The organism is Paenibacillus sp. J2TS4 (genome assembly GCF_018403245.1).
Classification (GTDB): domain Bacteria; phylum Bacillota; class Bacilli; order Paenibacillales; family NBRC-103111; genus Paenibacillus_L.
The window spans coordinates 18,683-43,948 of record NZ_BOSH01000009.1 but is presented as its reverse complement, the minus strand read 5'-3'; the positions used below and the strand labels follow the sequence as shown (position 1 = coordinate 43,948).

At 49.8% G+C, this 25,266-nt stretch carries 21 protein-coding genes; 18 read left to right on the top strand and 3 right to left on the bottom strand.

The genetic code is table 11. The features are described from left to right. Positions 1-528: 528 nt before the first annotated feature. Positions 529-1,206, top strand: coding sequence for a PDDEXK family nuclease (locus KJS69_RS18770; protein WP_213585326.1), 678 nt, complete (start codon positions 529-531; stop codon positions 1,204-1,206). 766 nt (positions 1,207-1,972) lie between these two features. On the opposite strand, the gene KJS69_RS18765 is transcribed toward KJS69_RS18770, so the two are convergent. Together KJS69_RS18765 and KJS69_RS18760 are read right to left on the bottom strand one after the other, a co-directional pair. Then, a complete protein-coding gene (locus KJS69_RS18765) occupies positions 1,973-3,304 on the bottom strand; it encodes a glutamate-1-semialdehyde 2,1-aminomutase (RefSeq protein WP_213585325.1) in 1,332 nt (443 codons plus the stop codon). An 84-nt stretch (positions 3,305-3,388) separates the two neighbouring features. Continuing rightward, entirely contained in the window at positions 3,389-4,408 is a 1,020-nt protein-coding gene (locus KJS69_RS18760) for an LCP family protein (RefSeq protein ID WP_213585324.1), read from the bottom strand. A gap of 282 nt (positions 4,409-4,690) precedes the next feature. Between KJS69_RS18760 and KJS69_RS18755 the strand changes: the two genes are divergently transcribed. The 15 genes from KJS69_RS18755 to KJS69_RS18685 all read left to right on the top strand — a co-directional run bounded on the left by KJS69_RS18755 (position 4,691) and on the right by KJS69_RS18685 (position 21,552). After that, on the top strand, positions 4,691-5,845 hold the full coding sequence (locus tag KJS69_RS18755) for an ABC transporter ATP-binding protein (RefSeq protein WP_283777475.1): 1,155 nt from the start codon (positions 4,691-4,693) through the stop codon (positions 5,843-5,845). After that, positions 5,842-6,636, top strand: coding sequence for an ABC transporter permease (locus KJS69_RS18750; RefSeq protein ID WP_213585322.1), 795 nt, complete (start codon positions 5,842-5,844; stop codon positions 6,634-6,636). The genes KJS69_RS18755 and KJS69_RS18750 overlap by 4 nt, the downstream gene beginning before the upstream one ends. Before the next feature lie 3 nt (positions 6,637-6,639). Then, positions 6,640-7,425 carry an ABC transporter permease gene (locus tag KJS69_RS18745; protein WP_213585321.1) on the top strand — a complete coding sequence of 262 codons (786 nt, stop codon included), beginning with the start codon at positions 6,640-6,642 and terminating at the stop codon, positions 7,423-7,425. 94 nt (positions 7,426-7,519) lie between these two features. Continuing rightward, positions 7,520-8,002 (top strand): thioredoxin-dependent thiol peroxidase, encoded by a 483-nt coding sequence (gene bcp, locus KJS69_RS18740; protein ID WP_213585320.1) that lies wholly within the window; start codon positions 7,520-7,522, stop codon positions 8,000-8,002. Further along, positions 7,999-8,877, top strand: coding sequence for a hypothetical protein (locus tag KJS69_RS18735; protein ID WP_213585319.1), 879 nt, complete (start codon positions 7,999-8,001; stop codon positions 8,875-8,877). The genes bcp and KJS69_RS18735 overlap by 4 nt, the downstream gene beginning before the upstream one ends. A gap of 243 nt (positions 8,878-9,120) precedes the next feature. Continuing rightward, positions 9,121-9,837: a hypothetical protein gene (locus KJS69_RS18730; protein ID WP_249730606.1), complete on the top strand. Its 717-nt coding sequence runs from the start codon at positions 9,121-9,123 to the stop codon at positions 9,835-9,837. Between the two features lie 145 nt (positions 9,838-9,982). Next, positions 9,983-10,165, top strand: coding sequence for a hypothetical protein (locus KJS69_RS18725; RefSeq protein WP_213585318.1), 183 nt, complete (start codon positions 9,983-9,985; stop codon positions 10,163-10,165). A 534-nt stretch (positions 10,166-10,699) separates the two neighbouring features. Then, on the top strand, positions 10,700-12,082 hold the full coding sequence (locus KJS69_RS18720) for a polysaccharide deacetylase family protein (RefSeq protein ID WP_213585317.1): 1,383 nt from the start codon (positions 10,700-10,702) through the stop codon (positions 12,080-12,082). A 375-nt stretch (positions 12,083-12,457) separates the two neighbouring features. Beyond that, positions 12,458-12,994 carry a type 2 periplasmic-binding domain-containing protein gene (locus KJS69_RS18715; RefSeq protein WP_213585316.1) on the top strand — a complete coding sequence of 179 codons (537 nt, stop codon included), beginning with the start codon at positions 12,458-12,460 and terminating at the stop codon, positions 12,992-12,994. 18 nt (positions 12,995-13,012) lie between these two features. Next, a complete protein-coding gene (locus KJS69_RS18710) occupies positions 13,013-14,227 on the top strand; it encodes a BNR-4 repeat-containing protein (RefSeq protein ID WP_213585315.1) in 1,215 nt (404 codons plus the stop codon). A gap of 151 nt (positions 14,228-14,378) precedes the next feature. Then, positions 14,379-15,395 (top strand): AAA family ATPase, encoded by a 1,017-nt coding sequence (locus tag KJS69_RS18705; protein ID WP_213585314.1) that lies wholly within the window; start codon positions 14,379-14,381, stop codon positions 15,393-15,395. Further along, positions 15,392-16,636, top strand: coding sequence for a DUF58 domain-containing protein (locus KJS69_RS18700; protein ID WP_213585313.1), 1,245 nt, complete (start codon positions 15,392-15,394; stop codon positions 16,634-16,636). The genes KJS69_RS18705 and KJS69_RS18700 overlap by 4 nt, the downstream gene beginning before the upstream one ends. Beyond that, the gene (locus KJS69_RS18695; protein WP_213585312.1) at positions 16,602-19,307 is read left to right on the top strand and encodes a transglutaminase TgpA family protein; all 2,706 of its coding nucleotides are present in this window, start codon (positions 16,602-16,604) and stop codon (positions 19,305-19,307) included. The genes KJS69_RS18700 and KJS69_RS18695 overlap by 35 nt, the downstream gene beginning before the upstream one ends. A gap of 211 nt (positions 19,308-19,518) precedes the next feature. Beyond that, entirely contained in the window at positions 19,519-21,057 is a 1,539-nt protein-coding gene (gene guaA, locus KJS69_RS18690; protein ID WP_213585311.1) for a glutamine-hydrolyzing GMP synthase, read from the top strand. Positions 21,058-21,120: 63 nt separating this feature from the next. Then, complete coding sequence (locus KJS69_RS18685) at positions 21,121-21,552, top strand: transposase (RefSeq protein WP_249730620.1); 432 nt, start codon at positions 21,121-21,123, stop codon at positions 21,550-21,552. A 77-nt stretch (positions 21,553-21,629) separates the two neighbouring features. On the opposite strand, the gene KJS69_RS18680 is transcribed toward KJS69_RS18685, so the two are convergent. Continuing rightward, positions 21,630-22,472 (bottom strand): helix-turn-helix transcriptional regulator, encoded by an 843-nt coding sequence (locus KJS69_RS18680; protein WP_249730605.1) that lies wholly within the window; start codon positions 22,470-22,472, stop codon positions 21,630-21,632. A gap of 466 nt (positions 22,473-22,938) precedes the next feature. On the opposite strand from KJS69_RS18680, the gene KJS69_RS18675 reads away from it, so the two are divergent. Further along, the gene (locus KJS69_RS18675; RefSeq protein ID WP_249730604.1) at positions 22,939-23,574 is read left to right on the top strand and encodes a PadR family transcriptional regulator; all 636 of its coding nucleotides are present in this window, start codon (positions 22,939-22,941) and stop codon (positions 23,572-23,574) included. Between the two features lie 26 nt (positions 23,575-23,600). Further along, a complete protein-coding gene (locus KJS69_RS18670; RefSeq protein ID WP_213585309.1) occupies positions 23,601-25,238 on the top strand; it encodes an FAD-dependent monooxygenase in 1,638 nt (545 codons plus the stop codon). Positions 25,239-25,266 lie beyond the last annotated feature (28 nt).

Genomic DNA, 25,266 nt, shown 5'->3' with positions numbered 1-25,266 from the left:
AGGAAGTCTGTTGGGAAGGTAGCGGGCAGACTGAGGGAAGCTAGCAGGAAGTCTGTTGGGAAGTTAGCGGGCAGACTGAGGGAAGCTAGCGGGCAGACTGAGGGAAGCTAGCGGGCAGACTGAGGGAAGCTAGCGGGCAGACTGAGGGAAGCTAGCAGGAAGTCTGTTGGGAAGTTAGAGGAAGTTTGAGGGAAGTTATCATGAAGACTGCGGTAGTTTAGCAGTAAGTTTGTGGAAGTTATCAGGAAGCTTGCGGCAAAGCGTGCAGCACATCTCTGCGGCCATAGGAAGGCGTTCTCATGCAGTCCGTTTCTTGATCGGAACTCCGTATCATGCAAATGATCAAGCGGATACTCATTTTTAATTATTGACGCTAGCTTTCATGCTGGATCAATGCACCATTTTACTCTATAATGAAAACAAGTGACGAAGAACGTCCTTATTCATCTGTTGATGAGTGAGGGCGTTTATTTTTTTCTAAGGGACTAATTTTAAAGGGACTAATTTATTAAAAGGAGTTGATGTAATATGAAAGGATTTAAAGAGGCACACTCGGCTTTCATCGAAGATCATCTAAACAAACGATCGGGAGAAAGACGCGGTAGATTGGAAAGAGGCCATGGGCACGCGGAGACCCTGTTTGCCCAAAATATATGGTGGCCTTTAAAGGGGCATTTCGATGAACTGCATCCGGAATATGAAGTGCCCGATTGGCGGGGAAGGTCATATTTTGCTGATTTTGTGTTTGCACCGAAATTATGGAGAATTCTCATTGAAATTAAAGGCTTCAGCGAACATGTTGCCAACATGGATCGTAGAAAATATTGTAACGAACTGAATCGGGAAACATTTTTGAGCGGTATGGGATTCCGCGTTATTTCGTTTGCTTATGACGATGTGGCTCAACGTCCTGATCTATGTATTTATTTGCTGCGTATATTGCTTAATCGATACGAATCAGCCAATGCCAATGTGGAGAGGGTATTTTTTGCAGATAATGAAATCTTGCGCTACTCTTTATTTCTGGCTCGACCTATCCGGCCTATCGATATTTCCCGTTATTTCTCTATCGATCATCGTACGGCGGTAGCTCGTCTAAAAAGGCTATGTCATAAAGGATGGTTAAAGCCGATCATCCGTGGGACAGGTCAAAGAATTCTTTCTTACGAGGTTACAAAACAAGGCTTGGATAGCGGTTTGATATAAACGATTTTGATAATTTCCATCAGGTCATCGTTCGACGATGCCTCGTCAGCGGAATGAGGGTCTTTCTTGAAATTTAAACATCTTTTAATCACTCAGGGCAGTCCGCCATGGGTATGTGCATGGGACTAAATGGAATTCATACAGTTAGTTTACTCTTTAAGAGGAAAAAATGAAAACTAAGTGGAAATCCTCCATTTATTTTGTGCAAAACAGGCGATATTAACAAAATTCTCTCATATTAAAGGCAGATTTTCCATTTAGCCCAGCTGTTATTTACAAAATATCCCAAAACACCTACATAAAATCCAGTTACATCACTCGATCTATGGGAAAGGTTGGGGGTCAGCCCTCCAACGTGCAGGCGCCGAAACGTATGCCTCTCCCCAGCATGGCCGTAACGCACGCCTCCCTGTACATGTCCGCAACGCACGCCTCCCCGCGCATGTCCGTGATGCGCACCTCTCCATGCATGGCCGTAGCGCCCGCCTCCCCGTGCATGTCCGTGACGCGCACCTCCTCCATGCATGGCCGTAGCGCCCGCCTCCCCGCGGCTGTAGCGCGCGCCTCTCCGCGCATGTCCGTGACGCGCACCTCTCCATGCATGGCCGTAGCGCCCGCCTCCCTGTGCATGTCCGCAACGCACGCCTCCCCGCGCCTGGCTGTAGCGCACGTCTCTCCGTGCATGTCCGCAACGCGTGCCTCCCTGTGCATGTCCGCAACGCACGACTTCCCAGGCATGCGTTACGGCGCCGGCTAAAAAGTCCGGTCAGCGTCCAAGGGCCATTTGCCGGAAGGCATGCTCTGCTGCTTGAATGGTCGCTTCGATATCTTCTTCCGAATGAGCGGTTGTGAGGAACCACGCTTCATATTTGGAAGGAGCGAGGCAGATGCCTTGTTCAAGCATCAGCTGGAAGAATCGCGCGAACTGCTCGCTATCCGTATTTTGCGCCTCATCGTAGTTCGTTACCGGATGGGCGCAAAAATGGGCGGAGAACGCGCTGCCGATCCGATTGATCGTTAGCGGAATGCCCGCGTTCTCCGCAGCGGCGGCGATGCCTTCCGTCAGGCGCAGGGCCAGACGCTCCAGCCTGTCGTAGGTGCCGGGCTGCTCCAGCACCTCCAGACAGGCGATGCCTGCGGAAATCGAAGCCGGGTTGCCGGCCATCGTTCCGGCTTGATAAGCCGGTCCCAATGGGGCAACCTGCTCCATGATTTCCTGGCGTCCGCCGTAGGCGCCGATCGGCAAGCCTCCGCCGATGATTTTACCGAGGGCGGTCAGGTCGGGCTCGATCGCCCGCCGGGCCTCCTCGGTAGTCAGCCCGAGACCGCGGTAGGTCTGTGCGGAGCCGTAATGGAAGCGGAAGGCAGTGATGACCTCGTCATAGATGACGAGCGCCCCGTGCTGCCGTGCCAGCCGGCACAGGCCTTCGAGGAAGCCTGGCTGCGGCATCACCATACCGAAGTTGCCGACGATCGGCTCCACCATCACCGCCGCGGTTTCGCTTCCCCATCGCTCCAATGCGGTGGCCAGCGCGGATAAATCATTGAACGGCACGGTGATCACCTCGTTGGCGATCGAAACCGGCACCCCGGCACTGTCTGGAGTGCCCAGAGTCGAAGGGCCCGATCCTGCGGCCACCAGCACGAGATCGGAATGCCCATGGTAGCAGCCAGCGAATTTAATGATTTTGGTCCGGCCGGTATAAGCCCGGGCTACACGGATCGTCGTCATGACCGCCTCCGTCCCCGAATTCACAAACCGGACTTTATCCAAAGAAGGGATCGCCTGCTTCAATTTGCGGGCAAAAGTAATTTCCAGCTCCGTCGGAGTTCCGTACAACGTTCCGTTCTCGGCCGCCCGGCAAATTGCTTCGGTCACCTTCGGATGAGCATGTCCCAGAATGATGGGGCCGTAAGCCGCGAGATAATCGATGTATCGATTCCCGTCCTCGTCCCAGAAGTAAGCGCCCTGTCCCTTGTTCATAAAAACCGGCACTCCGCCACCGACCGCTTTAAAAGAACGGGAGGGGCTGTTAACCCCTCCGACAATATGCTTCAGCGCTTCTTGATACAGCGCTTCGGATTTTTTTCTATTCATATCCTTCATTCCTTTTTAGCATTTTATAACTATAAAAAAGATAAGCTGCTTCGGTTCCTCCTTGCCACTTAACCTCTTTACCCGTTACTTCCTGGGATTAGGCGTCGCTTTAGTTGACGGCGAGGAATTAGGCCCCGGCGAAGGAGATGGCGATGCCGGGTTTTCTTGCTCCTGGAATAAATCGTCTATATATTGATGCAGCTTCTTGGTATCGACAACGATTACGTCTGCTCCTCCGATTTTTTTCTCCTGAAGCAGGTTCATTGGCGGAATTTGGACGCTGGTCAATCCTTCCGTCTTGGCGTCATATCCGAGCGATGCCAGCTTCAGCATATCGTTCATCGGAATATTCGTCTCGATATAAGGATCGATGCTTTGCAGGATGTTGGGCAGCCTCAGCAGCGACGTCGTGGTTTGCATCTTTTTAGCTACGGCGGTCAATAAATTACGCTGTCGCTCGGTTCTGGTATAATCACCAGTTGCATCATGCCGGAAGCGGACGTACTGAATTGCTTTGTCTCCGTCCAAATGCTGATAACCTTTTTTCAGATCAATTTTAAAGTTGTCGAAGCTGTCATAGTAATACATGTCTTTTTCCACTTCATAATCAATTCCGCCCACAGCGTCCACTAACGCGACAAAGCCCTGGAAGTCCGTGTAAATATAGTACTGTATCGGAATACCCAGTAATTCACCCGCCGTTCTCATAGCGAGATTGGGTCCGCCGGAAGCGAGAGCCGCATTAATCCGATCGGAATTATGCCCGGGAATTTTCACATAAGTGTCTCTTAGAATAGAAAATAAGTACGTTTTCTTCGTTACGGGATCGATGGATGCCACAAGCATTGTATCTGAACGAGGCGCCTCATTCGGGTCCCTCGCATCTCCTCCGAGCAGGAGAATATTGACTCTCTCTTTTCCTTCCCATTTAGGCGGGGGAGGGTTGGTTGTCGGATTAGCCGGCGAGAAAAATTTGGATTGTTCCTTATTCGGATCAATGTAAATATTACCCGCAAAATTGTATATGTGATACGCAAAATAAAATATGGTTCCCAACAATAGAATGCAGAGTGAAACCACAATCCATTTGATTTTTTTACGCATGGGAAACTCCCTTCATTAAGAATGTGCACAAGGAGTGCGACTTTGACGACTTTGGCAATAGAGACGTGTTCATGTATTATTAACTAATGAGGGCAAAACAACTCTAATAGAGGATCAATAACATGTCAGCTGCGGCCTCCCTCTTTGCATAAGAAGGAAAGGACAAAAAACGACAGCAACTGGCAGTCTCTATAAAATCTATCACTTATTATAGTTCTTTCGTCCGTACAACCGCAAGTGGGCCGATTTTGCTAGATTTGACATACTAAGGGGGAGATGTACTTGTCGGCCATCGAGGTCATAGACCTATATAAACAGTTTAAAGTGCAGAAAAACAGGGAAGGTCTCAAAGGAGCTCTTCAGGACCTGTTCAAAAGGGAGTATCGTCATATAACGGCGGTCGACCATATATCATTCGACATTCCGGCCGGAGAAATTTGTGGATATATTGGGGAAAATGGAGCCGGTAAATCGACAACGATCAAAATGCTCACCGGGATTCTCGTTCCCACCTCCGGCGGATTGAAAGTAAACGGCTATGTGCCTTATAAGGAAAGAGAGAAATTCGTTCGCGGAATCGGTGTCGTATTCGGCCAACGCAGTCAGTTGTGGTGGGACATTGGAGTGATCGAATCGTTCCAATTGCTCCGCAAAGTGTACCGGGTGGAGCTGAATGATTTCCGCCAGCGCCTGGATGAGCTGATCGAGCGGCTGCAGCTGCAGGAGCTGCTTCATCGCCCGGTGCGCAAGCTGAGCCTGGGGCAGCGGATGCGGTGTGAATTGGCCGCATCGCTTTTGCATAATCCATCTATCTTATTTCTGGACGAGCCCACGATCGGTCTGGATATTGTCGTTAAGACGGAAATTCGCGATTTTTTGAAATCATTGAATCAGAAGCACGGGACGACGATCCTGCTGACAACCCATGATTTACAGGATATAGAAGCTTTATGTTCCAGAGTGATCATGCTGGATGAGGGCAAGATTATATACGATGGCGGGCTGGAGGAGCTCAAGAGCCGCTGGGGCCAAGGAAAGGAAGTCGTCTTCCGTTTTGCTTCGCCATACACGCTGGAGCAGTTGGAGGCCATGACCGCCGGATTAGAGGTCAAATGGACGACAGAAATGAGCGCAGCGGCAAATAGTTCCACCCCCAACAGTGCCGCAGGAATGACCACTATGGCTAAAGTATGGGTGCCTGTGGAAAAAGCGAGCATATCCGAGGTGCTGGGGAGAGTGGTAGGAGCTGCTCCGGTAGAAGACGTCAAAATTATAGAGACCGAGACCGATGATATTGTTCGCGAAATATACAAGACGGGAAGCTCTTCCGCCAAGCACCTGATTGCGGATTCCGGCTCGGGAGATCAGCCGGGAAATACCGACGGAAATCAGGACAAGGAGCCTGTCGGCGCCGGAAGGAGCCGTGCTTCTTCATGATGAGCGCGTATTTGGATTTAATTCGCATTCGTTTTTTAATGATGCTCGCTTATAGAGTTAATTATTATTCAGGTATTGTTATTTATGTCATCAATATTGGAGCGCAATACTTTTTATGGCAGGCGATTTATCAGGGCAAGGATTCGCTGGCCGGGCTGGATGCCGTCCAAATGACGACCTATGTGGCCATCTCCTGGATGGCCAGAGCTTTTTACTTCAACAATCTGGATCGGGAAATCGCTAATGAAATTCGGGATGGCAGTGTGGCCGTCCAGATGATCCGGCCCTATAATTATTTGGTTGTCAAAATGATGCAGGCTATGGGAGAGGGACTGTTCCGTCTGCTTCTTTTCTCGGTTCCGGGAATGATTATAGCTTCACTGCTGTTTCCGGTTCGTCTGCCTTCCGATGCCGGGATATGGCTTGCTTTTGCCGGAATGCTATTATTCAGCTTTTTGATTAATTCGCAGATTAATATTCTGACCGGGCTGTTCGCCTTCTTCGTAGAGAACAATGAGGGCATGATGCGCATGAAGCGGGTAGCGGTCGATTTGTTCTCCGGCTTGATTATTCCGATTTCCTTCTTTCCGGAATGGGGCCAGGCCGTTATGAAGCTGCTGCCGTTTCAAGCCATTACTTACTTGCCAGGGGCCGTATTTGCCGGCAATGCAGCGGGAACCACGGTCTCCAGTGTTTTGAGCATTCAGCTTCTTTGGTTTGCAGTGCTGACCGTTCCTATCGTTGTCATGTGGCGTGCGGCCAGGAACCGGTTGTTTGTGCAGGGAGGGTAGGCGATGTTTTACGTATCTTTATTTTGGGATTATTTAAAAAACTACATGAAAACAAGGCTGACCTACCGCGCTGATTTTTGGATCGAAGTGCTATCGGACCTGCTGTTTCAGGGAATGAATCTGTTTTTCATTCTGGCCGTATTCCTTCATACCGATTTATTGGGAGGCTGGACTCAGGCGGAAATTTTGTTTATTTACGGATTTTTCATGGTTCCATACGGGATATTTAGCTGCTTTTTCAATTTGTGGAATTTTACAGAAAGATATATTGTGAAAGGGGAAATGGACCGCATATTGACCCGGCCCGCCTATCATTTGTCACAGCTGGTGCTGGAGAACATGGACCCTGCTTCCTTGATTGGATCGTTGGCAGGGATGGTGATCATGGGGTATGCCTGGACTCAACTGGATCTGTCTTTGGCTTGGTACGACCCGTTAATCTTTATTTTGTTATTGATTGGGGCCATCCTTATTTACTTGGGGGTTTATGCTTCCTTGACGGCCGTGTCCTTCTTCATCGACGCTCCGACCGGAATTTTGCCTTTAATGTGGAATATTCAGAATTACGGCCGGTATCCTGTTAACGTATATAACCGGATCATCAAAGCACTGCTCACCTGGATCATTCCTTTTGCTTTTGTAGGCTTTTATCCGGCTGCGTATTTTTTGGACCGGGATAATTGGGCCATAACCGCTCTCTTGACGCCATTAGTCGGACTCATTTTTGCCGGAATCGGCTTGAGTATATGGAATTACGGGGTAAGCAAATATCGCGGAGCCGGCTCCTGATGTCAGCTGCCCGACGAAGAGGAAAAAGCTTTAGCCTCCTGGTTTATCCGGGGCAGTTTTGAAGCATATTAGATGGAAAGGGGGGAGTAACAGTATGACTGTGCAATTTCAACCGGGTGAGACCGTCCCTGAATTTACCTTGCCGGGGTCTGACGGCAAAGAAGTCAGCTTAAGCGATTTTCGCGGCAGTAAAGTGGTCCTCTTTTTTTATCCTAAAGATATGACGCCGACTTGCACTCAGCAAACCTGTGACTTTAGAGATGATTATTCTAAATTTAAGCAGGCCGGAGCGGTTGTGATCGGAATCAGTCCCGATCCATTAAAATCTCACAGTAAATTTATTGAGAAGTACAATCTTCCATTTCTGCTGTTGGCGGATGAAGAGCATAAGGTTTGTGAACTGTATGGAGTCTGGAAGCTTAAAAAAATGTTCGGCCGCGAATACATGGGCGTAGAAAGATCGACCTTTGCTATTAATGAGCAAGGACAGCTTATTAAAGAATGGCGCAAAGTTAGAATTAAAGATCATGTCAAGACGGTTCTGGGCGTGGTTGCAGACGGGGAGGTCAGGCCATGACCGAACAAGAAAGCCAACCCGTATCCGAGCGGTTAAGTGAATTTACGACGGCACAAGAAGGCCCGTTTGCGAGCGATGAATTAAGTGAATTCTCGACGGCAGACGAAGACCGGGCGGAGACCAAAGGAGAATTTCAGTCCAAGACCGCCGGATTAAAAAGGCAAGCTTCCTCAGCATTTCCTTACATGCGTAAAATTACTGCTTATTTTGTTGCAGGTATCGGAACTTGGAGGTCTGGCAATACATTTGGTTCCGCTATGCAGCTTCTGCAGGAACGATTCCGGCAGGAAGGACGGGGGGAAATTCATACGGCTGCCTTGTACCCGTACGGGGTGATGGATCATCTGCCCCGCCACATGGTTCGTTGGACGATGTTCCGTCAGGCGCTTCAGGTGATTTACGATATGTACCGCCGACCTGAACGCTCTCCGGCTATACTCCGATTAACTCAGGAAATCCGCCAGGATTACGGAATCAACGGAAGCGGGGATATCGTGCTTATCGGTCATAGCGGTGGAGGAGTCGCGGCTTATGGGGCGGCCAGGCTGTTGAGCGAGCAGGGCTACTCTGTGCCTCATGTTATCCAGGTCGGATCACCAGAATGCCACGTCCGTCAAGAATGGAGGGAGCGGGTTTACCGTCTTCGTCAGCCCGGCTGGAGCGATTGGGCTACTTGGTGGAGGTTTTCGTTGTTCCGTCCCCCGCTTCGCAGAGACACCGTTGCCATCGAGAAGGGTCATCCTTATTATTTCTGCTCGGCGACGAAAGATAAAGAAGGAGTCTCCAACCTGTCCAAGGTTATGGATAAAATATGGTCCGGCCTGCAATACGACACCGAGTTTAAAAGACAGCCCGAGCTTGAACCTAATGTTTAGCATCTCCACGGCCCCTGGAGTCTAAACGATTCCTCCCAAGGAGTGCTGCGGTCCGGTATGGGAAATGGTTAGACTCATGTGTTATACTATTCGTATCGGTGACGAAGAACGTCCCTATCCATCAAGTGATGGATGGGGGCGTTTTTTTATAAAATATTGAATTTATAAAATCGTTATCGATAAATTCCGACGGTAAACGCAGGCTTTCTTGATCAAAACCAAGAAAACCGCAGGAGTTTAACCTTGTTTCGTAAATTACAAGCAATTTCGGAGGTGGCAGAATCAGTGAGTTTCGACAAGGCGCATACCGATTGGATTCAATCTCATCTTAATAGGCGTTCAGGAGAACGGAAGGGACGATTGGAGCGAGGCCATCAGCATGGAGAACAATTATTTTTGAAAAATGTTTGGTGGCCGCTTTTAGGTCATTTTGAACATCTGCATCCGGAATATGAAGTTTTGGATTGGAGGGGACGATCTTATTTTGCTGATTTTGTCTGGCTGCCAGGGCATATTAAAATCGCATGGGAAATCAAGGGATATGGCCCCCATGTGAGGGATATGGACCGAAAAAGGTACAGTGAAGAATTGAATCGGGAAACGTTTTTTCAAGCGATGGGCTTTCGCGTAGTTTCGTTTGCTTATGATGATATAGCGCACCAGCCTGAACTTTGCATCACTTTGATGCGACTACTTTTAAGTCGGTATCAACCTGTTGAAACGCCAGCCAAGCTAACCAGTCTCGCCTGCAAAGAGATTATCTTGCTTTCTTTTCAACTGGCAAGGGCCATCCGTCCCAAGGACGTGGAAGAGCATCTGGCAGTTAATCACAGAACGGCCGTCCGTTATCTGCACTCTTTATGTGTACAAGGATGGTTGCGGCCCATCACATCTGAAAGGGGGCACAAGATCAAGTACGAATTGGTAAAGACTAATTTAGATGATGTGGGCTGGTGGTAGGAATGAAGGACCAGGAGATGAAACGGAGAAAGCACCCCAGGGAATGAAACTGGAAAATAAAAACGGGAATAGACCAGGGGAAGTTGAAAGTGACTTAGGCCGGACTTTCTTAGAAAATAGCGAAGAATTAGACGGAGGAATGGGATTGGAAACGGGAGAGGGAAGCGAGGGGGAGAGGAAAGCGAGAGGGAGGGGAAAGCGAGAAGGTGAGGGAGGGGAAAAGCGAGAGGGAGAGGAAAGCGAGAAGGTGAGGGAGGGGAAAAGCGAGAGGGAGAGGAAAGCGAGAGGGAGAGAGCGGCACGAGATCAAAGAAGTTCGGACGGAATGAAGCCGCCGCTCCTTTGAGCTTTTGAATTTGGCAAAGTGGGTTAAGGATGTGTCGTTAGTTTAATGTTGAGGTGCTCCAGAGAGTTCTCCCACTGCAAAAGTGCAGTCGATTCGGGCGTATATCACAAATACGGGTCATTCTAATGCAAAAATGCAGTCAAAACCTCTAAATTCTTGAAATTTGAACCTTTTTCCTCCGTTTGAATGTATTTTTGCAGTAAACCATTCAAATCTCAAGAAAATGTAGGCAAACGACTGCACATTTGCAGTCAACACTTTTACCAGCCATAGGGCTAATTATCATCGCGCGCCGACTTCCGTTCATGCTATGCTCTGCCGTACGTCGGGAGGCGCGTGAGTGCGAGCGGCGCGGATGTAAGCCCGCCTCATGAAAATCGCTGCGGGAAGGAAAGTAATACTGTACCCTACTTATACTCTTCTCCCGTATCCCTGCGTTTTTCAGTCATATTGTCCCAGCCGTTTCCATATACTCTATCAGAATCGATTGATGATAGAGCTGAGCGGAGGGATTTCCTTGATTCATCCTACTTATTCGACCCCTTTATGGATTCGGGCTGCGGTGCGGCTCGTCTTTCTGGTGAGCATTGGATTGATCACAATGGCTTGGTTGACTGCAGCAACGACGGATGCTTCTTCATTAGACAGCGAGCAGGGGCTTGCCGAACTGTATTCCAAGCTGAGGGGCGGAAGCGTAGGGGAAGAGCCGATGGATGCGGAGCCTCCAGCCCAGCCTACGGTTTATTTAACGTTTGATGATGGTCCGAGCGGTCTGACGCCGCAGGTGTTGGATTTGTTGGCAGAGGAAGGAATTCCGGCGACTTTCTTCGTACTTGGCCAGATGGCGGAGCAGTACCCGGAGACGATTGCTAGAATAGTAGACGAAGGACATAGCCTTGGGAATCATTCATATAATCACGTTTATAAAGATCTATATCGAGATTTTGATCATTTCTGGGAACAGACGGTAACTACAGAACAAATCTTGGAGGAACTGACCGGGAAGCGTCCCACCTTGCTTCGTGCGCCGGGCGGGACTTATACAAACTTTGACGCCTTCTACTTCTACTATTTAAAGGAGGCGGGATATCGGATCGTCGATTGGAATGTCGATAGCGGGGACTCCAAACGCCGGGGGGTTCCGGCTTCCGAAATTATCGCGACGGTGAAGCAAAGCCCGCTGCGGCATGAGCTGACCGTGCTTTTACATGATGGCCAAGGGCATCAGGAAACGGTTAAAGCGCTTCCCGACATTATTAAGTTTTATAAGGATAAAGGTTACTCTTTTGCTGCATTGGAGGAGAAGGAAGATCCGGTCCAGTTCAAAGTAGGTCCGCTCAAATGGCAGCGTAATACCAGGTATGACCAGTTTGTGCAGCAGACGATGAAGGTGCGCAAGCATCATCAGGAATACGCAAACATGGAGTTTCCCCAGGAGGAAAACGCAGAGGAGCGCTCCATTCCTCTACAGATCAGTTGGGACGGGGAGCCATGGACGCTGAACCCCGGCCAATATCAATTTGAGAAGGGACGGTTTACTGTACCATTGCAGAAGCTGGCAGACGCATGGGGAGCGGAATTGGAATGGAGCGGTCCCGGGGGTGAAGAGGGAACGGTAATCCTGCGGTCCGGGATGAGAGAGGCCGAAATCGATCCGACTCATGGGGTCATTCACTGGAGCTTTTTTGGCGAAAGCGGAACCTATCACATGGCGGATGTGCAGTGGGTGGATGGAGAGATCTACGTTGGCCTGCGAATGATGGCGGAGCTGTTTCACTATCGGATAACGGATTATTCACTCGAGCCGGATGAGCGGACGGTGCAGATCGAATCCGAGAAGGGCCTCTGGCTCCCTTGGGAGAGAACACCTGCTTCGGCCCTATCGAAAAGCAAACCCTAAAGCGTCCCACCATCCATCATCCAAGAAAAACACGGTGCACGCTTCATTCGTCTGTATGCCGGGGGATTGTCGTTTAACGATTTTGGCTGCGGTTAGCTGACGGTGCCGTCGTAAAGAAACAGGATCAGTCTCGCACGATCCGAACAATACAACAGCTAGAGCTGTGCTGAAATCGAATCCGTATCGGATAAGCGGGTTTTGCGGTACTCCCGCGGTTACATTCTTCCGCTGAACCTTTTAAACATGCGATCGATCAAACATTTATTCTGCTTGATTATATCGGCCGGCTGGACCTTTTCAACATCCCGATGAAAGAGACGAATCCCGATTTCAACTTGGCGTTTATGCCTCCGCCGGAAGGTTTGCCCGGGTTTAATGTCAATCCATATATATATTGAAGCGGGAGTAGCGGTTTCTTCTAAATCAAACAAGAGCAAAGAAATCCTGCAGGCGTATGATTGGTTTTTTAGCGAGGAAGGGAAAGAAGTGCTCAGCTGGGGCAAAGGCGATGAGGTGTACGTGACAGATAACGGCGTCAAAAAGCTGCGCCCAGAGTATCTGGATGTGAGTGATGTGCGTAAAAAGACCGGTTTGGCCACGAACACGGCCTATGCGTGGTTTGACTATGACGCCCACTTGGTTCCGGCCACCGAGGAGCAGAGACAGGCTTACGAACTTGCCCGCCAGCATGACAGCGCATTCCGTGTGGGGCCGCAATATGTGGAAAGCGAGCTGAACCGTGTTTCCTTGTTGCAGACAGCGATCAACAAGCATCGCGAAGAACAAATTACCCGGTTTATTCTAGGGGATCGCGATCTGAGCGAGTGGGATCAGTATGTGCAGGAAGCTATAAATCTTGGTCTGGATGAGCTTATGGATATTACTCGCGAAGCCTATAAACGTGTCAACTAATAGGGGAGGTTATATATTATGGATAATCATTCTTATCAAACGTTCGCGGCGGACGGCGCATGGTGTTTTTTTGCCGATCCGCGGGCGGTCTACTTTGCCGGGCATCATCAGCGGACTTATGCAGGTTGGATTACAATGAAAGGGGCCATTATGGCCGGGTATTATGATCACCAGTCTAAATCCACGGACGCCGTCGTAATTCATCCTGAACTGCAGCAGGACGATCACGCCAACCCAACACTGTATATTGATGAAAGCGGACATATCACAATTTTTTATTCGGCGCATAACGGCAAAGAACTGTTTTATCGCACGACGAAGCGAGCCGAAGACTTATACTCGTTCGGCGAAGAAAACTTGCTGGCCGTGAACACGGAAGGATCGAAAGGGTACACCTACCCGACACCGATATATTTAACAAACGAGGAGCAGTTGTATTTGTTTTGGCGCGGAGGCAATTTTAACCCAAGCTTCAGCACAACCCGCGATGTGAGATCGAATAATTGGTCCGCGGCGCAGACTTTAATCGAAAACAGCGGTCACCGCCCGTACACTCGATTTGCCACGAATGGAACCAATACGATACACATCGCGTGCACCGACGGCCATCCGAATGCATATCAGCACAACAATATATACTATGTGCAATATAAACAAGGCGCTTTTTACCGGGCCGACGGAACGCTAATTAAACAAGCAAGCGAATTGCCGCTGAAGCTGGAGGAAATGCACATCGTGTACGATGCCCGCCGTGAAGAGCGAAATACATGGATCTGGGATGTCGCCCAAGACGCTCATGGCGCTCCGGTCGTGGTGTATGCCGTATTTGTAACGCAAACGGATCACCGTTATTATTATAGCCGTTGGCATAAGGGAGGCTGGGAAACGAATGAAATGACGGCGGCCGGGCCATGGTTTCCACAGACACGCGCCGGTACGGTGGAAACGGAACCGTATTATTCAGGCGGCATCGTTTTGGATCAGCGTGATCCTTCCCAAGTCTATCTTTCGAGGAAAACAGGTGAAAGGTTTGAAATCGAGCATTGGCATACAACAGACGGGGGACGTACGTGGCAACACCGTACCTTGACGCAGCAATCGGACAAAAATCATGTGCGCCCGTTTCTTTCCCGTTCTGCGGCAGGGGAGCCCGCTGTTTTGTTATGGATGAACGGCGACTATTATAAATATGTAGAGTACGATACCGTTTTACGGATGATAGAAGTAAAGTAAAAACAATCGTCAATTCGGGCCGTTCCCCGGGTTGGCGATTTTATTCATTATGCGGCTCCTTATCAAGCGGCCCAAGCTCTATCACGTCTAAAAAATTGATAGGATGGCAAAGCTAGATTTAAAAGTCCTTAGTTAGGGAGGCTGGCTATCCATGTCAATATCAACTAATCCTTCTCTGCTCTTTGATCAACCGGAGGAGTGGATCGAGCGGATCATATCCAATGTGGAACAAGCGGTAATCGGCAAGCGGGATGCGGTGGAGCAAGTGCTTATTGCGGTTCTGTGCGGCGGGCACGTGCTGCTGGAGGATGTTCCCGGGGTAGGCAAGACAACACTGGTCCGGGCTTTAGCCCGAACGATGGATTGCAGCTTCAAGCGGATTCAATTCACTCCGGATATGCTGCCGTCCGATATTACCGGCGTTTCGGTATTTAATCGTCATACGAATGAGTTTGAGTTTCGTCCGGGTCCTTTATTTTCCAATATTGTGCTGGCCGACGAATTAAATCGAACCCCGGCCAAAACTCAAGCTGCGCTGCTGGAAGCCATGGAGGAGAAGCATGTGACCGTGGACGGAATAACCTACCGGCTTCCATCCCCTTTTATCTTGTTAGCCACCCAGAATCCGATTGAATATGAAGGAACCTATCGGCTGCCAGAGGCACAAATGGATCGTTTTCTTATCCGCATAGGCTTGGGGTATCCCGACAAGCGGCATGAGGTAGAGCTGCTGGGGAGAAGTCAGGATAGGGAGCGGCATCCGGCCGATTATGTCAAAACCGTATTGCTCCAGGAAGAGCTGATCAAGCTGCAAAAAAGGGTAAGATCCGTGCACGTGGACGATTCGTTAAAGCATTACATTGTCGAGCTCGTGACGGCGACGAGAAATCATCCTGATCTTGAGCTGGGAGCCAGCCCCCGCGCTTCTTTGGCGCTTATGCATACGGCCCAGGCGAAGGCCCTCATGCAAGGAAGAGGCTATGTCATTCCGGACGATATTAAAGAGGTGGCAGCTATGACGCTAGCTCACCGTCTGTGGTTGACTCCCGAGGCCAAGCTGGCGGGCCAAAGCGCAGATCGATTGCTGGAGCAGCTGGTCGAGCAGAGAAACATTCCCGGGCTCTACGGTCCAAATGGCCCAAGCTCTCTCAGGGGGAGAGCCAGATGAGGTGGGGAAGAATCCTGCTGCTTCTGCCGCTTGCTGGAATGTTCCTATGGACGTTGGCGGCAGGGGCGGAGAGAGCGTCGGCGTTAGCCCTCGTCAGCTTAAGCGTGTTGGCGCTGCATGCTTTATTGATTCCTGTTTTTTGCCTGCACGATTGTCGCATACAACGTCATATTACACGAAATTATGTTCCCGCAGGAGAAATGGCAAATGTAGAAATTAAGCTGAGCTGGCGCTCCCTCCTCCCTTTGCCCTGGCTAATTGTTCGCGAGGAGTGGACTCATCTATCCAGCGGACAGACTTATACTTCGTCACGCTTATTGTTTCCCTGGTTTCGCAAGGAAGCGGCTTATTCCTACTCGATTCGCGGCTTGAGCAGAGGAACTTATCGGTTCGAACGGACAGAAGCGATCACAGGCGATTGGTTTGGTTTAGTCGATAAAAGGAAAACTTCTCTGGAATCGGCGGAGCTGATCGTTTTTGCCCATCCTGCGGCAATCCCGGGAAGAACGGATAAAGCTGCTCTTCAAACGGATACTCCGACAGGCCTTCCCGTATCATCGGGGGAAGGATTTTCAGGATTGGTGCGCAATTACGAGCCGGGCGATCCGCTTAACCGAATCCATTGGAAAGCAACAGCCAGGAACGGATCCTTGCGAACAAGGGAGTCCGCAGGGGCTATCCGGGGAAGAACGCTTATTTTTCTCGATCGTTCCCTGGAAGGAGCCGGCTCTCGGGAGGGCATGAGGTCCGGCGTAGTAGACCCATGCTGGGAAAGAAGAATTTCTTTGGCCGCCGGGTTGCTGGAGGCTGCCAGACGATCGGGCCGGGAAGTCAGTCTGTACTGTGGCGGCGTTCCGCATACGGGGTCCCCTGGTTCAGGGGAAATGGAGTTTATTCGGATGCATAAGCAGTTGGCCGAGCTGGAACCGGAGAACGGCAGCCCGATGCGAATGACGGATGAACTGCTGCATTATGGGCTGCGCCCCGGGGAGGAGACACAGATCTACTGCCTCCCTTCGCGAATAGACGAGAGATTGGTTCAAAGCTTGAAGCTGGTTCGCTCGGGAAGAAGACAACTTACTATCCTGTATGTGCCAGGTTCTCATGCCGCGCCTGATCAGAATAAATGGGAGCAGGCGCTCCGTTACATGGGCTGTGAAGTGATGACAGATTCAACGGCGCTTCGGACGGAAGGGGGGATAGACGATGACGAACTTATCGTTGCCTACTCCAACGGCTAGTACCGGAATCCCCGGCCCGGACCGGAAAGGGTTCCCGCCATTGGCTGGTTCATCCTTGACGCAATGGATGACGGACGCGGTATCGACACTTCTATTGTTTGTTTTGCTTCGAGAATGGCTGGCGCCACTGCCTCAGATTCCAGGCGTTAGCCTGCTTTCGTCGTCAACTCCTTTTGTGATAGGCATCGCCGGGTACCTAATCTTGGATCTGCTGCGGCTGCCGGCAGTCTTAACCTGGGCGATGAAGCTTGGTATCGCCTTGGCTTGGGTCGGCCTCCTATATTATTCCGCATTATTTCCTTTAGGCGGATGGCTGCCGGCTTATGGCGGCGTCTTAATGGACGATCTGATAGCGTTATGGGACGGGCGCTGGCCTTCCATCAGCGGGCCGTCACGGACTTTATGGCTGTTTATCAGCCTTGCGCTTCTGGCGGAAGCCGTGCAATCCTTGCTTCTTGTCAAAAAGCGGATTTTGTGGCTCGTCGCCGCGACCGCCGTTTATTTGCTTGCGCTGGATGCGTGGTTCCACGTGGCCGCCGAGGCCGCCTTGCTGCGGACGATGGCAGTCGGCCTTACCTTGGCTGCGGCCAATCGGATTCCCCGCCTTAAGCAGCAATATGCCGCCGTGGGCGCCGGCAAGGGCTGGCTCACGCGCTGGTCCGCCGGCTCGGCCCTGCTGATCGCGGCCTGCCTGCTGTCCGGAACGGTCGGTGCATCGCTCGGGGGCCCGGTATCGGAAGCGTGGAAGCTTCCGCAATACCGGCAGGCCGCAGAGCGATTCATTACCGACCGGTTGTCCGGACTGGCCGCGTCCGCGCCACAAGAGGCGGCGGGGATCCGCTGGGCGGAGGCCGCCGCCCGCACGGGCTACTCGCTGGGCGATGCGGCGCTGGGCGGGCCAGTCGTCCCCGACGAAGGCAGCTTCTTCGTCGCGCTCACGGACGAGCCGACCTACTGGCGCGGCGAGACGAGGGACACGTACGATGGCCGCGGGTGGTCGCTGTCCGGCGAGCCCTCGACGATCTCGCCGGAGGCCGGCCAGGCCCTCGCCCCTCGGGACGACGCGAGCGACGCCGAGGAAGCTCATCCGCGCGTCATTACGCAGCGGGTGCTGTTTCGCGACACGTCCCCCGGCAATTTAATCTTTGCTGGGGGCACTGTCCTCGCGGTGGAGCAGCTGACGGCGGCGGACGGCAGTGCGCTTCCGGCGGAGCGGGCGGCCTATCGTCCGTTATCGGACGCAGTGGTGGCCGCCGAGGGCAAACAGCGGCTGCGCTCCTACACGGTGAAGGTCGCTCTGCCGGAGAACCGGCCTGAACGATTGTCGGCGGCCGGACCGCCCGATTTGCGGGAGGTAGGGGAGCAGTATGTGCAGCTGCCCGAATCGCTTCCGCAAAGGGTTATAGATTTGGCGGAGCAACTAACGAAAGATGCCGGCAGCGATTACGAACGGGCCAAAGCGATTGAATTATTCCTACAAGAAAACTTTCAATATAGTATGGAGGCCGCAGCACCATCGCAGGATGAAGACTTCGTCGACTCCTTCTTATTCGGTCACCAGACGGGGTATTGTGATTATTTTTCGACTTCGATGGTTGTACTTTTACGGGCTGCAGGTGTCCCCGCCCGCTGGGTCAAAGGGTTCGCGCCTGGAGAGATCAGACTGACCGATGAAGATACCGTGCTGGCTGCTTATCCCCGACCCAAGAATAATGGGGAGTCCTCGGTTATAGAGACAGTGACTTCATCCAGGACATTTGCCGGTCCGCCCACATCTTCCTATGTAGCTGCTGCCGACTCCGACAATGAAGCCCGGCATAACGAAGAATGGGCCGAGGCCGCAGCGGCAGAGGCGGAACCTGACGAAGCCAGGACAAATCTCCGCTATGAAGCGACTGTTCGCAACCTGCATGCTCACTCTTGGCCGGAGGTGTTTTTTCCGGGCTATGGGTGGGTGCCGTTCGAACCGACTCCCGGTTATGGCAGCTCCTCAGATGGAATCGGCGTGAACGTATCTCCGGGCTTAGGCCCTTCGGATACGGAAAGTGGGAAAGCGGAGCAAGGTTCATCCGATACGTCGAATCAGGTAGCTGCCGGTGTGAACACTACGGGTAGCGAGAACGGGGCGGCTACAGCCCATCAGTCCTCTGAGGGGAGGAAAGGACAAGAACAAGGGCAAGGACTATCGCTGTTGACCTCATGGCTGGATAACAGGATGGAGGAAGTGCGAAGAGTAATCGGGGCGAGGCCGCCCGCTTCACCTGTCATTTGGCTGGGTGCCGCACTGGCCGCAGCTGTCGTGATTTCTCTGACTTACTTCTTCCGTCCATCTATCCGCCGAAGCCGTAGTGTTCGTCCCGCCCTGCAAATGACAGGAAGGGGCTGTAGTCATCAGCTAAAGCTGATACGAAGCATGGACAAGATCTGGATGATGCTGTACCGCATCACCGGGCCCAAACCGGCTAACCTGACATTTAGGGAGTACACTCGCAGCCTTCATATTGCGGACGAGTCAACTGCGCGCTTAATGGCGGAATGGGCCAAGCTCTATGAGAATGTCTGCTACGGGAGAAAGGACGGGGCTTTTCCTTCCGATGCCGATATTTCCAGCTTTCGTCGTCGATTTCAAATCGCTATCGATCATAAAGAGATCAGTCCGCTCCGCCGGTAGCATCCTTTTCATACCTTCTAAATGCCGTGGGCCTGCGGAAAGATAAGGTACTTCATGACTGTTTCCCGTAAGGAAGGGACTGTCTTCGTTTGATCATTCTTTCGGGATTCTTGACGCCTATCTTTTAAGTTATATATAATTAACTTCATTGATGAAGAGGCCAAGCCGTTCAGTTTGCGGCTTGAAATAAACGATAAAGGGTAGGTACGGGATGAATAAACCGAATGAAATGATTGTAGTGCTTGATTTTGGCGGTCAGTACAATCAATTGATTGCCAGAAGAATTCGCGACCTGGGAGTATACAGTGAATTGCTGCCGTTCAATACGACTGTAGATCAAATAAAGGAACTCGCTCCCAAAGGAATCGTTCTGTCCGGAGGCCCTTCGAGCGTATATGAGGAGAATGCCCCTCATATGGACCCGGCTATATATGACTTGGGAATACCGGTGCTTGGTATTTGTTACGGCATGCAATTGATGGCTCACCAGCTAGGGGGCAAGGTTCAGCGGGCCGATAAACGGGAATATGGCAAGGCTGAGGTCGAATTCCGCGAAGGCAGTGATTTGCTGCAGGATTTGGATCATAAACAAGTGGTCTGGATGAGTCATGGCGATAAGGTTGTCGAGCTTCCGGCCGGATTTATCGTAGAAGCGGAAACAGACCATGCGCCGCTTGCGGCGATGAGCCACCCGGATAAACGGATGTATGCCGTCCAGTTCCATCCGGAAGTACGCCATTCGTTATCCGGCAACGAGATGATCCGCAACTTCCTGTTCAGCATCTGTGGCTGTGAAGGGAATTGGAGCATGGAATCTTTCATCGAAGAAACGGTGAACGATATTCGTCGTCAGGTCGGGGATCGCAGGGTGCTGTGCGCGTTAAGCGGAGGGGTCGATTCCTCTGTTGTCGCTATGCTGGTTCATAAGGCGATCGGTGATCAACTGACCTGTATGTTTATCGATCATGGCCTTCTTCGCAAGGGAGAAGCCGATGGTGTGATGGAAACGTTCGTCGGCAAATTCGATATGAAAGTTATCAAAATCGATGCAAGCCAACGTTTTCTTGGGAAATTGCAAGGGGTAGAAGAGCCTGAGCAAAAACGGAAAATTATCGGAACCGAGTTTATTCGCGTTTTTGAAGAAGAATCGGCTAAATTGGGCGATTTTGAATTTTTGGCGCAAGGCACATTGTACACGGACATTATCGAGAGCGGGACGGCGACAGCACAGACGATCAAATCCCATCATAATGTCGGCGGCCTGCCAGAAGATATGAAATTCGAGCTGGTCGAGCCATTGAAAGCTTTATTTAAGGATGAGGTGCGCAAAGTCGGGGAAGAATGCGGCCTGCCTGCGGCCATCGTATGGCGTCAGCCGTTCCCGGGACCGGGGCTTGCGATTCGCGTGCTGGGCGAAGTAACGGAGGAGAAGCTTAAAATCGTACGGGAATCCGATGCGGTTCTGCGCGATGAGATTGCGAAATCCGGTCTTGATCGGGAAATATGGCAGTACTTTACAGCTTTGCCCAACATGAAGAGTGTCGGAGTGATGGGTGATGCCCGCACCTATTCCTATACGGTCGGCGTTCGAGCGGTCACTTCTGTCGACGGCATGACAGCGGATTGGGCGCGTATTCCTTTCGATGTGCTTGAACGGATCTCCAACCGGATCGTGAACGAGGTAGAGAATGTGAATCGAGTCGTGTATGACATTACCTCCAAGCCTCCGGCTACAATTGAATGGGAATAATTCACTAAGAGCATTTGAAGTGAAAACGTTGATTTGACTGCAAAGAGCATTTCTTTGAAATCTATGAAGCTGAATCAATTGATGAAGCCTATAAACTGTACCAAAAACTGGCTTTCAAATGTTCCTAAAGAATTAATGACATATTTTAAAGATCTTATAAAGTCAATGAATAATTGGGAAGAAGAGATATTCAACTATTTCGATTCTCCGATTACCAACGCCTATACCGAGTCCTTGAACCGTTTAATTAAGACAATGAATCATGTTGGTCGTGGTTATTCTTTCGAAGCCCTTAGAGCAAAAATTTTGTTTACACAAGGCTATCGTAAAGTTAAGAAGAAAAAGAAATTCAAAAAAATTGAAGTTACTTTCGGAAAAGTGTTACCTGATCAATTCCCAAATTGGGAACTAACTGGCTATGAATGGGTGTATGAAGAAATCTATGGTGCTGATTTTTCCACACTGACTAAGGCAATGGAGGAGGGTATTTTTTAACCCTCCTTCCACACTATTTTCCGATTACCCTCTATTTTTTCACTTGAACAAACTTACCTGTAAAATTAATTCTTTTCTTAATGGACGGATGTATTTCTACTTGTACATAAAATTTGGGCAAATTTTGTATAAGCTCTACTTTGGATTGCACCCAGTAATCCCCAAATTGAAATCAAGCGGCCTACTGAAAGTTTCATCTTCAATCTTTGCTGTGTGTATGCGTGATACCCTTTAATTACGCAGTTCTCATTTCTTGATGCCACAAGATACCACCTATTCCCTATTGCTACCAATCCTAATGGTTCAACCAGCCTTTCCTTTTGTTCTCCATTCGCCTGTATATAAACGATTGTTAGCCGTTTGCTTTCCCACACTGCTTGCTGGACTGTTTTAAGAGCATGAACGCTTTCCTTAGTTTGTCGCCAAGTACCTGAGTCGATATGAATTCTTTCCCAGCTCACTTGTGCCTCTTCTTGAAAAGTATCAGGGATGGAGGCTAATAATTTTTGTCTCGTATCCAATGTTTGTTTATTGAATCCTAAGTCTTTCAGCAATTCTTCCGAAGGGAAAAGAAAGAGCGATTTGACATCGCCAATGTTCAACCCGCTTAAGTGAGTGCGAAAATTATCTAACAGACGCCAACCTCCATCTTTCCCTCGATTCGAAGTTATCGGTATCCCCGCGTGACTTAAGGCGTCCATATCCCTTAGAATTGTTCTTTCTGAAACCTCAAGTTCAGTTGCCAACTCCTTGGTTGTCATTTTCCTTCTATAGCTGTTTAAAAAGACATACATTCGCTTAATATAATCGTAATCAATAACCGTGTGTTTTTTACACAACTTTATATCCACTCGACTGGTCACAGTTACAACGCCGCTCATGGAAGGTACGAAAGCTAATTGAACGATAATGGCATACAAAGTGACCGTGATCCTTAAACTGATGGCGAGCAATGGTTAAATCAAGTAAAAAGACCATACTGGCTGCTCGATAAGAAAAACACGGCAACTGACAGTGAGAATCAGCTTTCTACCGTACAAATCGAATAGCTTACCGAAAATCAATACAGTTTAGCGCTGTCGGTTCTTCTTCCGCTTCTGTTCTACCCCTTACACAAGCCAACTTAAAAACTGCTCCTCCATGACTTTCCCAAAGTCGCTGGATCGTTTTGAACTTCCGGGAATCGGATAACGTTTCGTTATCCAGGCATACAATTTCTGCCCCGATCCCTCGCGTGATGTATTTCCATATCCCATCGTAATCCCTGCCGATCCGATGCGTCCTAATACACCAGGTCTCCTCCGCGGAGCATCATGTGCTTGGCTGATATCGCGGCTGCTCGAAATCCTTACCGCTCCGCTTATCAAAAAATATGTGGTGTCCATCTTGACACGTCATATTATTAATAGTAATATTATTACTATGAAAAACAACATGATTAAAAAATCACCTGTCGCTTTAGCCATACTTTGTTTTTTGATTGAGGAGCCTATGCATCCTTATCGTATGCAACAGCTTATTAAAGAGAGGGGGAAAGATGAGGTCATTAACGTTCGTCATCGAACGAGTATTTACCAAACGATTGATCGTTTGCATCGAGACGGGGCCATTGCCATCCAAGAAAAGAAAAAGAATGAAGGGAGACCCGATTTAATTGTTTATGAAATTACGGACCTGGGTCGAAATGCTGCTTATTCATGGATCCGGAAAATGATTTCTACACCAGCTCAGGAGTTTTTAGAGTTTCCTGCTGCCGTGTCTTTTCTGGCATTGTTAACCCCTGAAGATGTCGCATTGCTCTTCCAACAAAGAGTAAGCGCTCTTGAAAAGACACTTTCACATCTTGAAGATCAGTTTCAGAAAGGAGCATCGTTGGATCTTCCGCGATTATTTTTACTGGAGACTGAATATCAACAAAAAGTACTTGCGGCTGAAATGGAATGGATCCAATCCATCATCGAGGATATTCATGCTAAAAAGCTAAAATGGAGCATGGAAGAACTGCGAGAGAAAGAAAACTAACTTATATAGGAAAGGTTGATTTTTTAATGAATACACGATTAAGTAAGTCTTCATCATTCGATGAAACGGTGCCTGTACTCGTTGTTGGAGGGAGTCTGATAGGCCTGTCATTCTCCCTTTTTCTGGCTCGCCAGGGAATTAAGCCATTGGTCGTAGAGCGCCATCCAGGAACGTCCATTCACCCGCGCGTTTCGAGCCTAACCGCCAGAACGATGGAAATTTTTCGTTCGGCAGGGATCGATGAGGAGATTCGCCGTGAAGAGCCCCCTTTTCCGCGGGAGTTTGGCATTATGTTTGTAGAGAGCTTGGCTGGGCAATTATTTGACAATTTGATGGAAGACATGAGTGCCTACTTTACGGATGCTAGTCCTGTTGAAGGAAACGGCATTGCACAAGATCTGCTTGAGCCGGTTCTACGTGCACAGGCCGAGAAAATCGGTGTTGATTTGCGCTATAATACGGAGTTGATCGAGTTTGAAACGGATGAGGATGGCATCTCGGCCTTGATTCGTGATCGAGTTAGCGGCGATACGCGCCGTGTTCGAACCAAATACATGGTAGGTGCGGATGGAAGTAAAAGTGGGATCCGCAAACAATTAGGTATTGGCCAACACGGAGAAGGTACGCTCTTCCATCTGATCAGCATAGTTTTTGATGCAGACATTCATGAACTGTTTAGAAGGCAAAACGCGCATATGTGTTTTTTCGCCAATGATACTGTAAGCGGAAGTCTTGTTCTGTACCCTGGAACTTTCAGAAGACCGCATATATATCGGTTGGATGTTATATATGATCCCGAAGAGGAAACCATTGAGGATTATCCAGAAGAACGTTGTATGTCATTAGTTCGAGCGGCAATCGGAATTCCTGACATCCCTGTTACGATTAAAAAGATCCTAACTTGGGAAATGGCTGGTCGCGTTGCTGATCGTTTCCAAGAAGACCGGATTTTTTTAGTTGGCGATTCCGCAAGGGTTCAGCCTCCAAGCGGCGGTTTGGGAGGAAATACCGGCATCGCTGAAGCGCAGAATCTTGCCTGGAAGCTGGCAGCTGTCTTACGTGGTGAAGCCGGTTCGGATTTGCTTACCACATACGATGCTGAACGGCGCCCCGTAGCAGATTACACGGTAGAGCAGGTAGTCACGCTTTCCCAGCAGCGCGAACATGAAGGGTCGGATGGGATTACAGTTAGCACCCTGCATGTCAATATGGGGTATCGTTATCAAGATGGCGCATTTGTACCGGAAGCGGACGGAAAGAACCTTCCTATTGTACAGTCGCCCGAGTTATGGAAGGGACAGCCGGGAACCCGCGCAGCGCACATCGTTCTCGAACGTGATGGCAATAGCATTTCCTCATTAGATCTATTTGGTTCTCGATTTGTTTTACTCGTTGGATCAGACGGACAAAACTGGGTGGAGGCTGCTAAACATGTTAAAGATACGCTACGTTTCCCGATGGATATTTATCAGGTTGATGGGCATAATGCTGATTTCAATAATCCTAGGAACGATTTTCTTGATGCATACGGTATAACTTCCACAGGGGCTATTATCGTGCGGCCAGACGGGTATATCGGTTGGCGAAAACCGGGTACAGAGGAGAATAAGGAAGAAATGGAAAAAGTGTTAACCAATGCTCTGTCGACAATCCTTTTTCGTTAAATCAACTACATCAAAAAGGAAAGGAATA

Excerpts from the sequence above, each read along its gene's own strand:
- KJS69_RS18770 (WP_213585326.1), top strand. The coding sequence starts at position 529 with ATGAAAGGATTTAAAGAGGCACACTCGGCTTTCATCGAAGATCATCTA.
- KJS69_RS18765 (WP_213585325.1), bottom strand. The coding sequence starts at position 3,304 with ATGAATAGAAAAAAATCCGAAGCGCTGTATCAAGAAGCGCTGAAGCAT.
- KJS69_RS18760 (WP_213585324.1), bottom strand. The coding sequence starts at position 4,408 with ATGCGTAAAAAAATCAAATGGATTGTGGTTTCACTCTGCATTCTATTG.
- KJS69_RS18750 (WP_213585322.1), top strand. The coding sequence starts at position 5,842 with ATGATGAGCGCGTATTTGGATTTAATTCGCATTCGTTTTTTAATGATG.
- KJS69_RS18745 (WP_213585321.1), top strand. The coding sequence starts at position 6,640 with ATGTTTTACGTATCTTTATTTTGGGATTATTTAAAAAACTACATGAAA.
- bcp (WP_213585320.1), top strand. The coding sequence starts at position 7,520 with ATGACTGTGCAATTTCAACCGGGTGAGACCGTCCCTGAATTTACCTTG.
- KJS69_RS18735 (WP_213585319.1), top strand. The coding sequence starts at position 7,999 with ATGACCGAACAAGAAAGCCAACCCGTATCCGAGCGGTTAAGTGAATTT.
- KJS69_RS18715 (WP_213585316.1), top strand. The coding sequence starts at position 12,458 with ATGTCAATCCATATATATATTGAAGCGGGAGTAGCGGTTTCTTCTAAA.
- KJS69_RS18710 (WP_213585315.1), top strand. The coding sequence starts at position 13,013 with ATGGATAATCATTCTTATCAAACGTTCGCGGCGGACGGCGCATGGTGT.
- KJS69_RS18705 (WP_213585314.1), top strand. The coding sequence starts at position 14,379 with ATGTCAATATCAACTAATCCTTCTCTGCTCTTTGATCAACCGGAGGAG.
- KJS69_RS18700 (WP_213585313.1), top strand. The coding sequence starts at position 15,392 with ATGAGGTGGGGAAGAATCCTGCTGCTTCTGCCGCTTGCTGGAATGTTC.
- KJS69_RS18695 (WP_213585312.1), top strand. The coding sequence starts at position 16,602 with ATGACGAACTTATCGTTGCCTACTCCAACGGCTAGTACCGGAATCCCC.
- guaA (WP_213585311.1), top strand. The coding sequence starts at position 19,519 with ATGAATAAACCGAATGAAATGATTGTAGTGCTTGATTTTGGCGGTCAG.
- KJS69_RS18685 (WP_249730620.1), top strand. The coding sequence starts at position 21,121 with ATGAAGCTGAATCAATTGATGAAGCCTATAAACTGTACCAAAAACTGG.
- KJS69_RS18670 (WP_213585309.1), top strand. The coding sequence starts at position 23,601 with ATGAATACACGATTAAGTAAGTCTTCATCATTCGATGAAACGGTGCCT.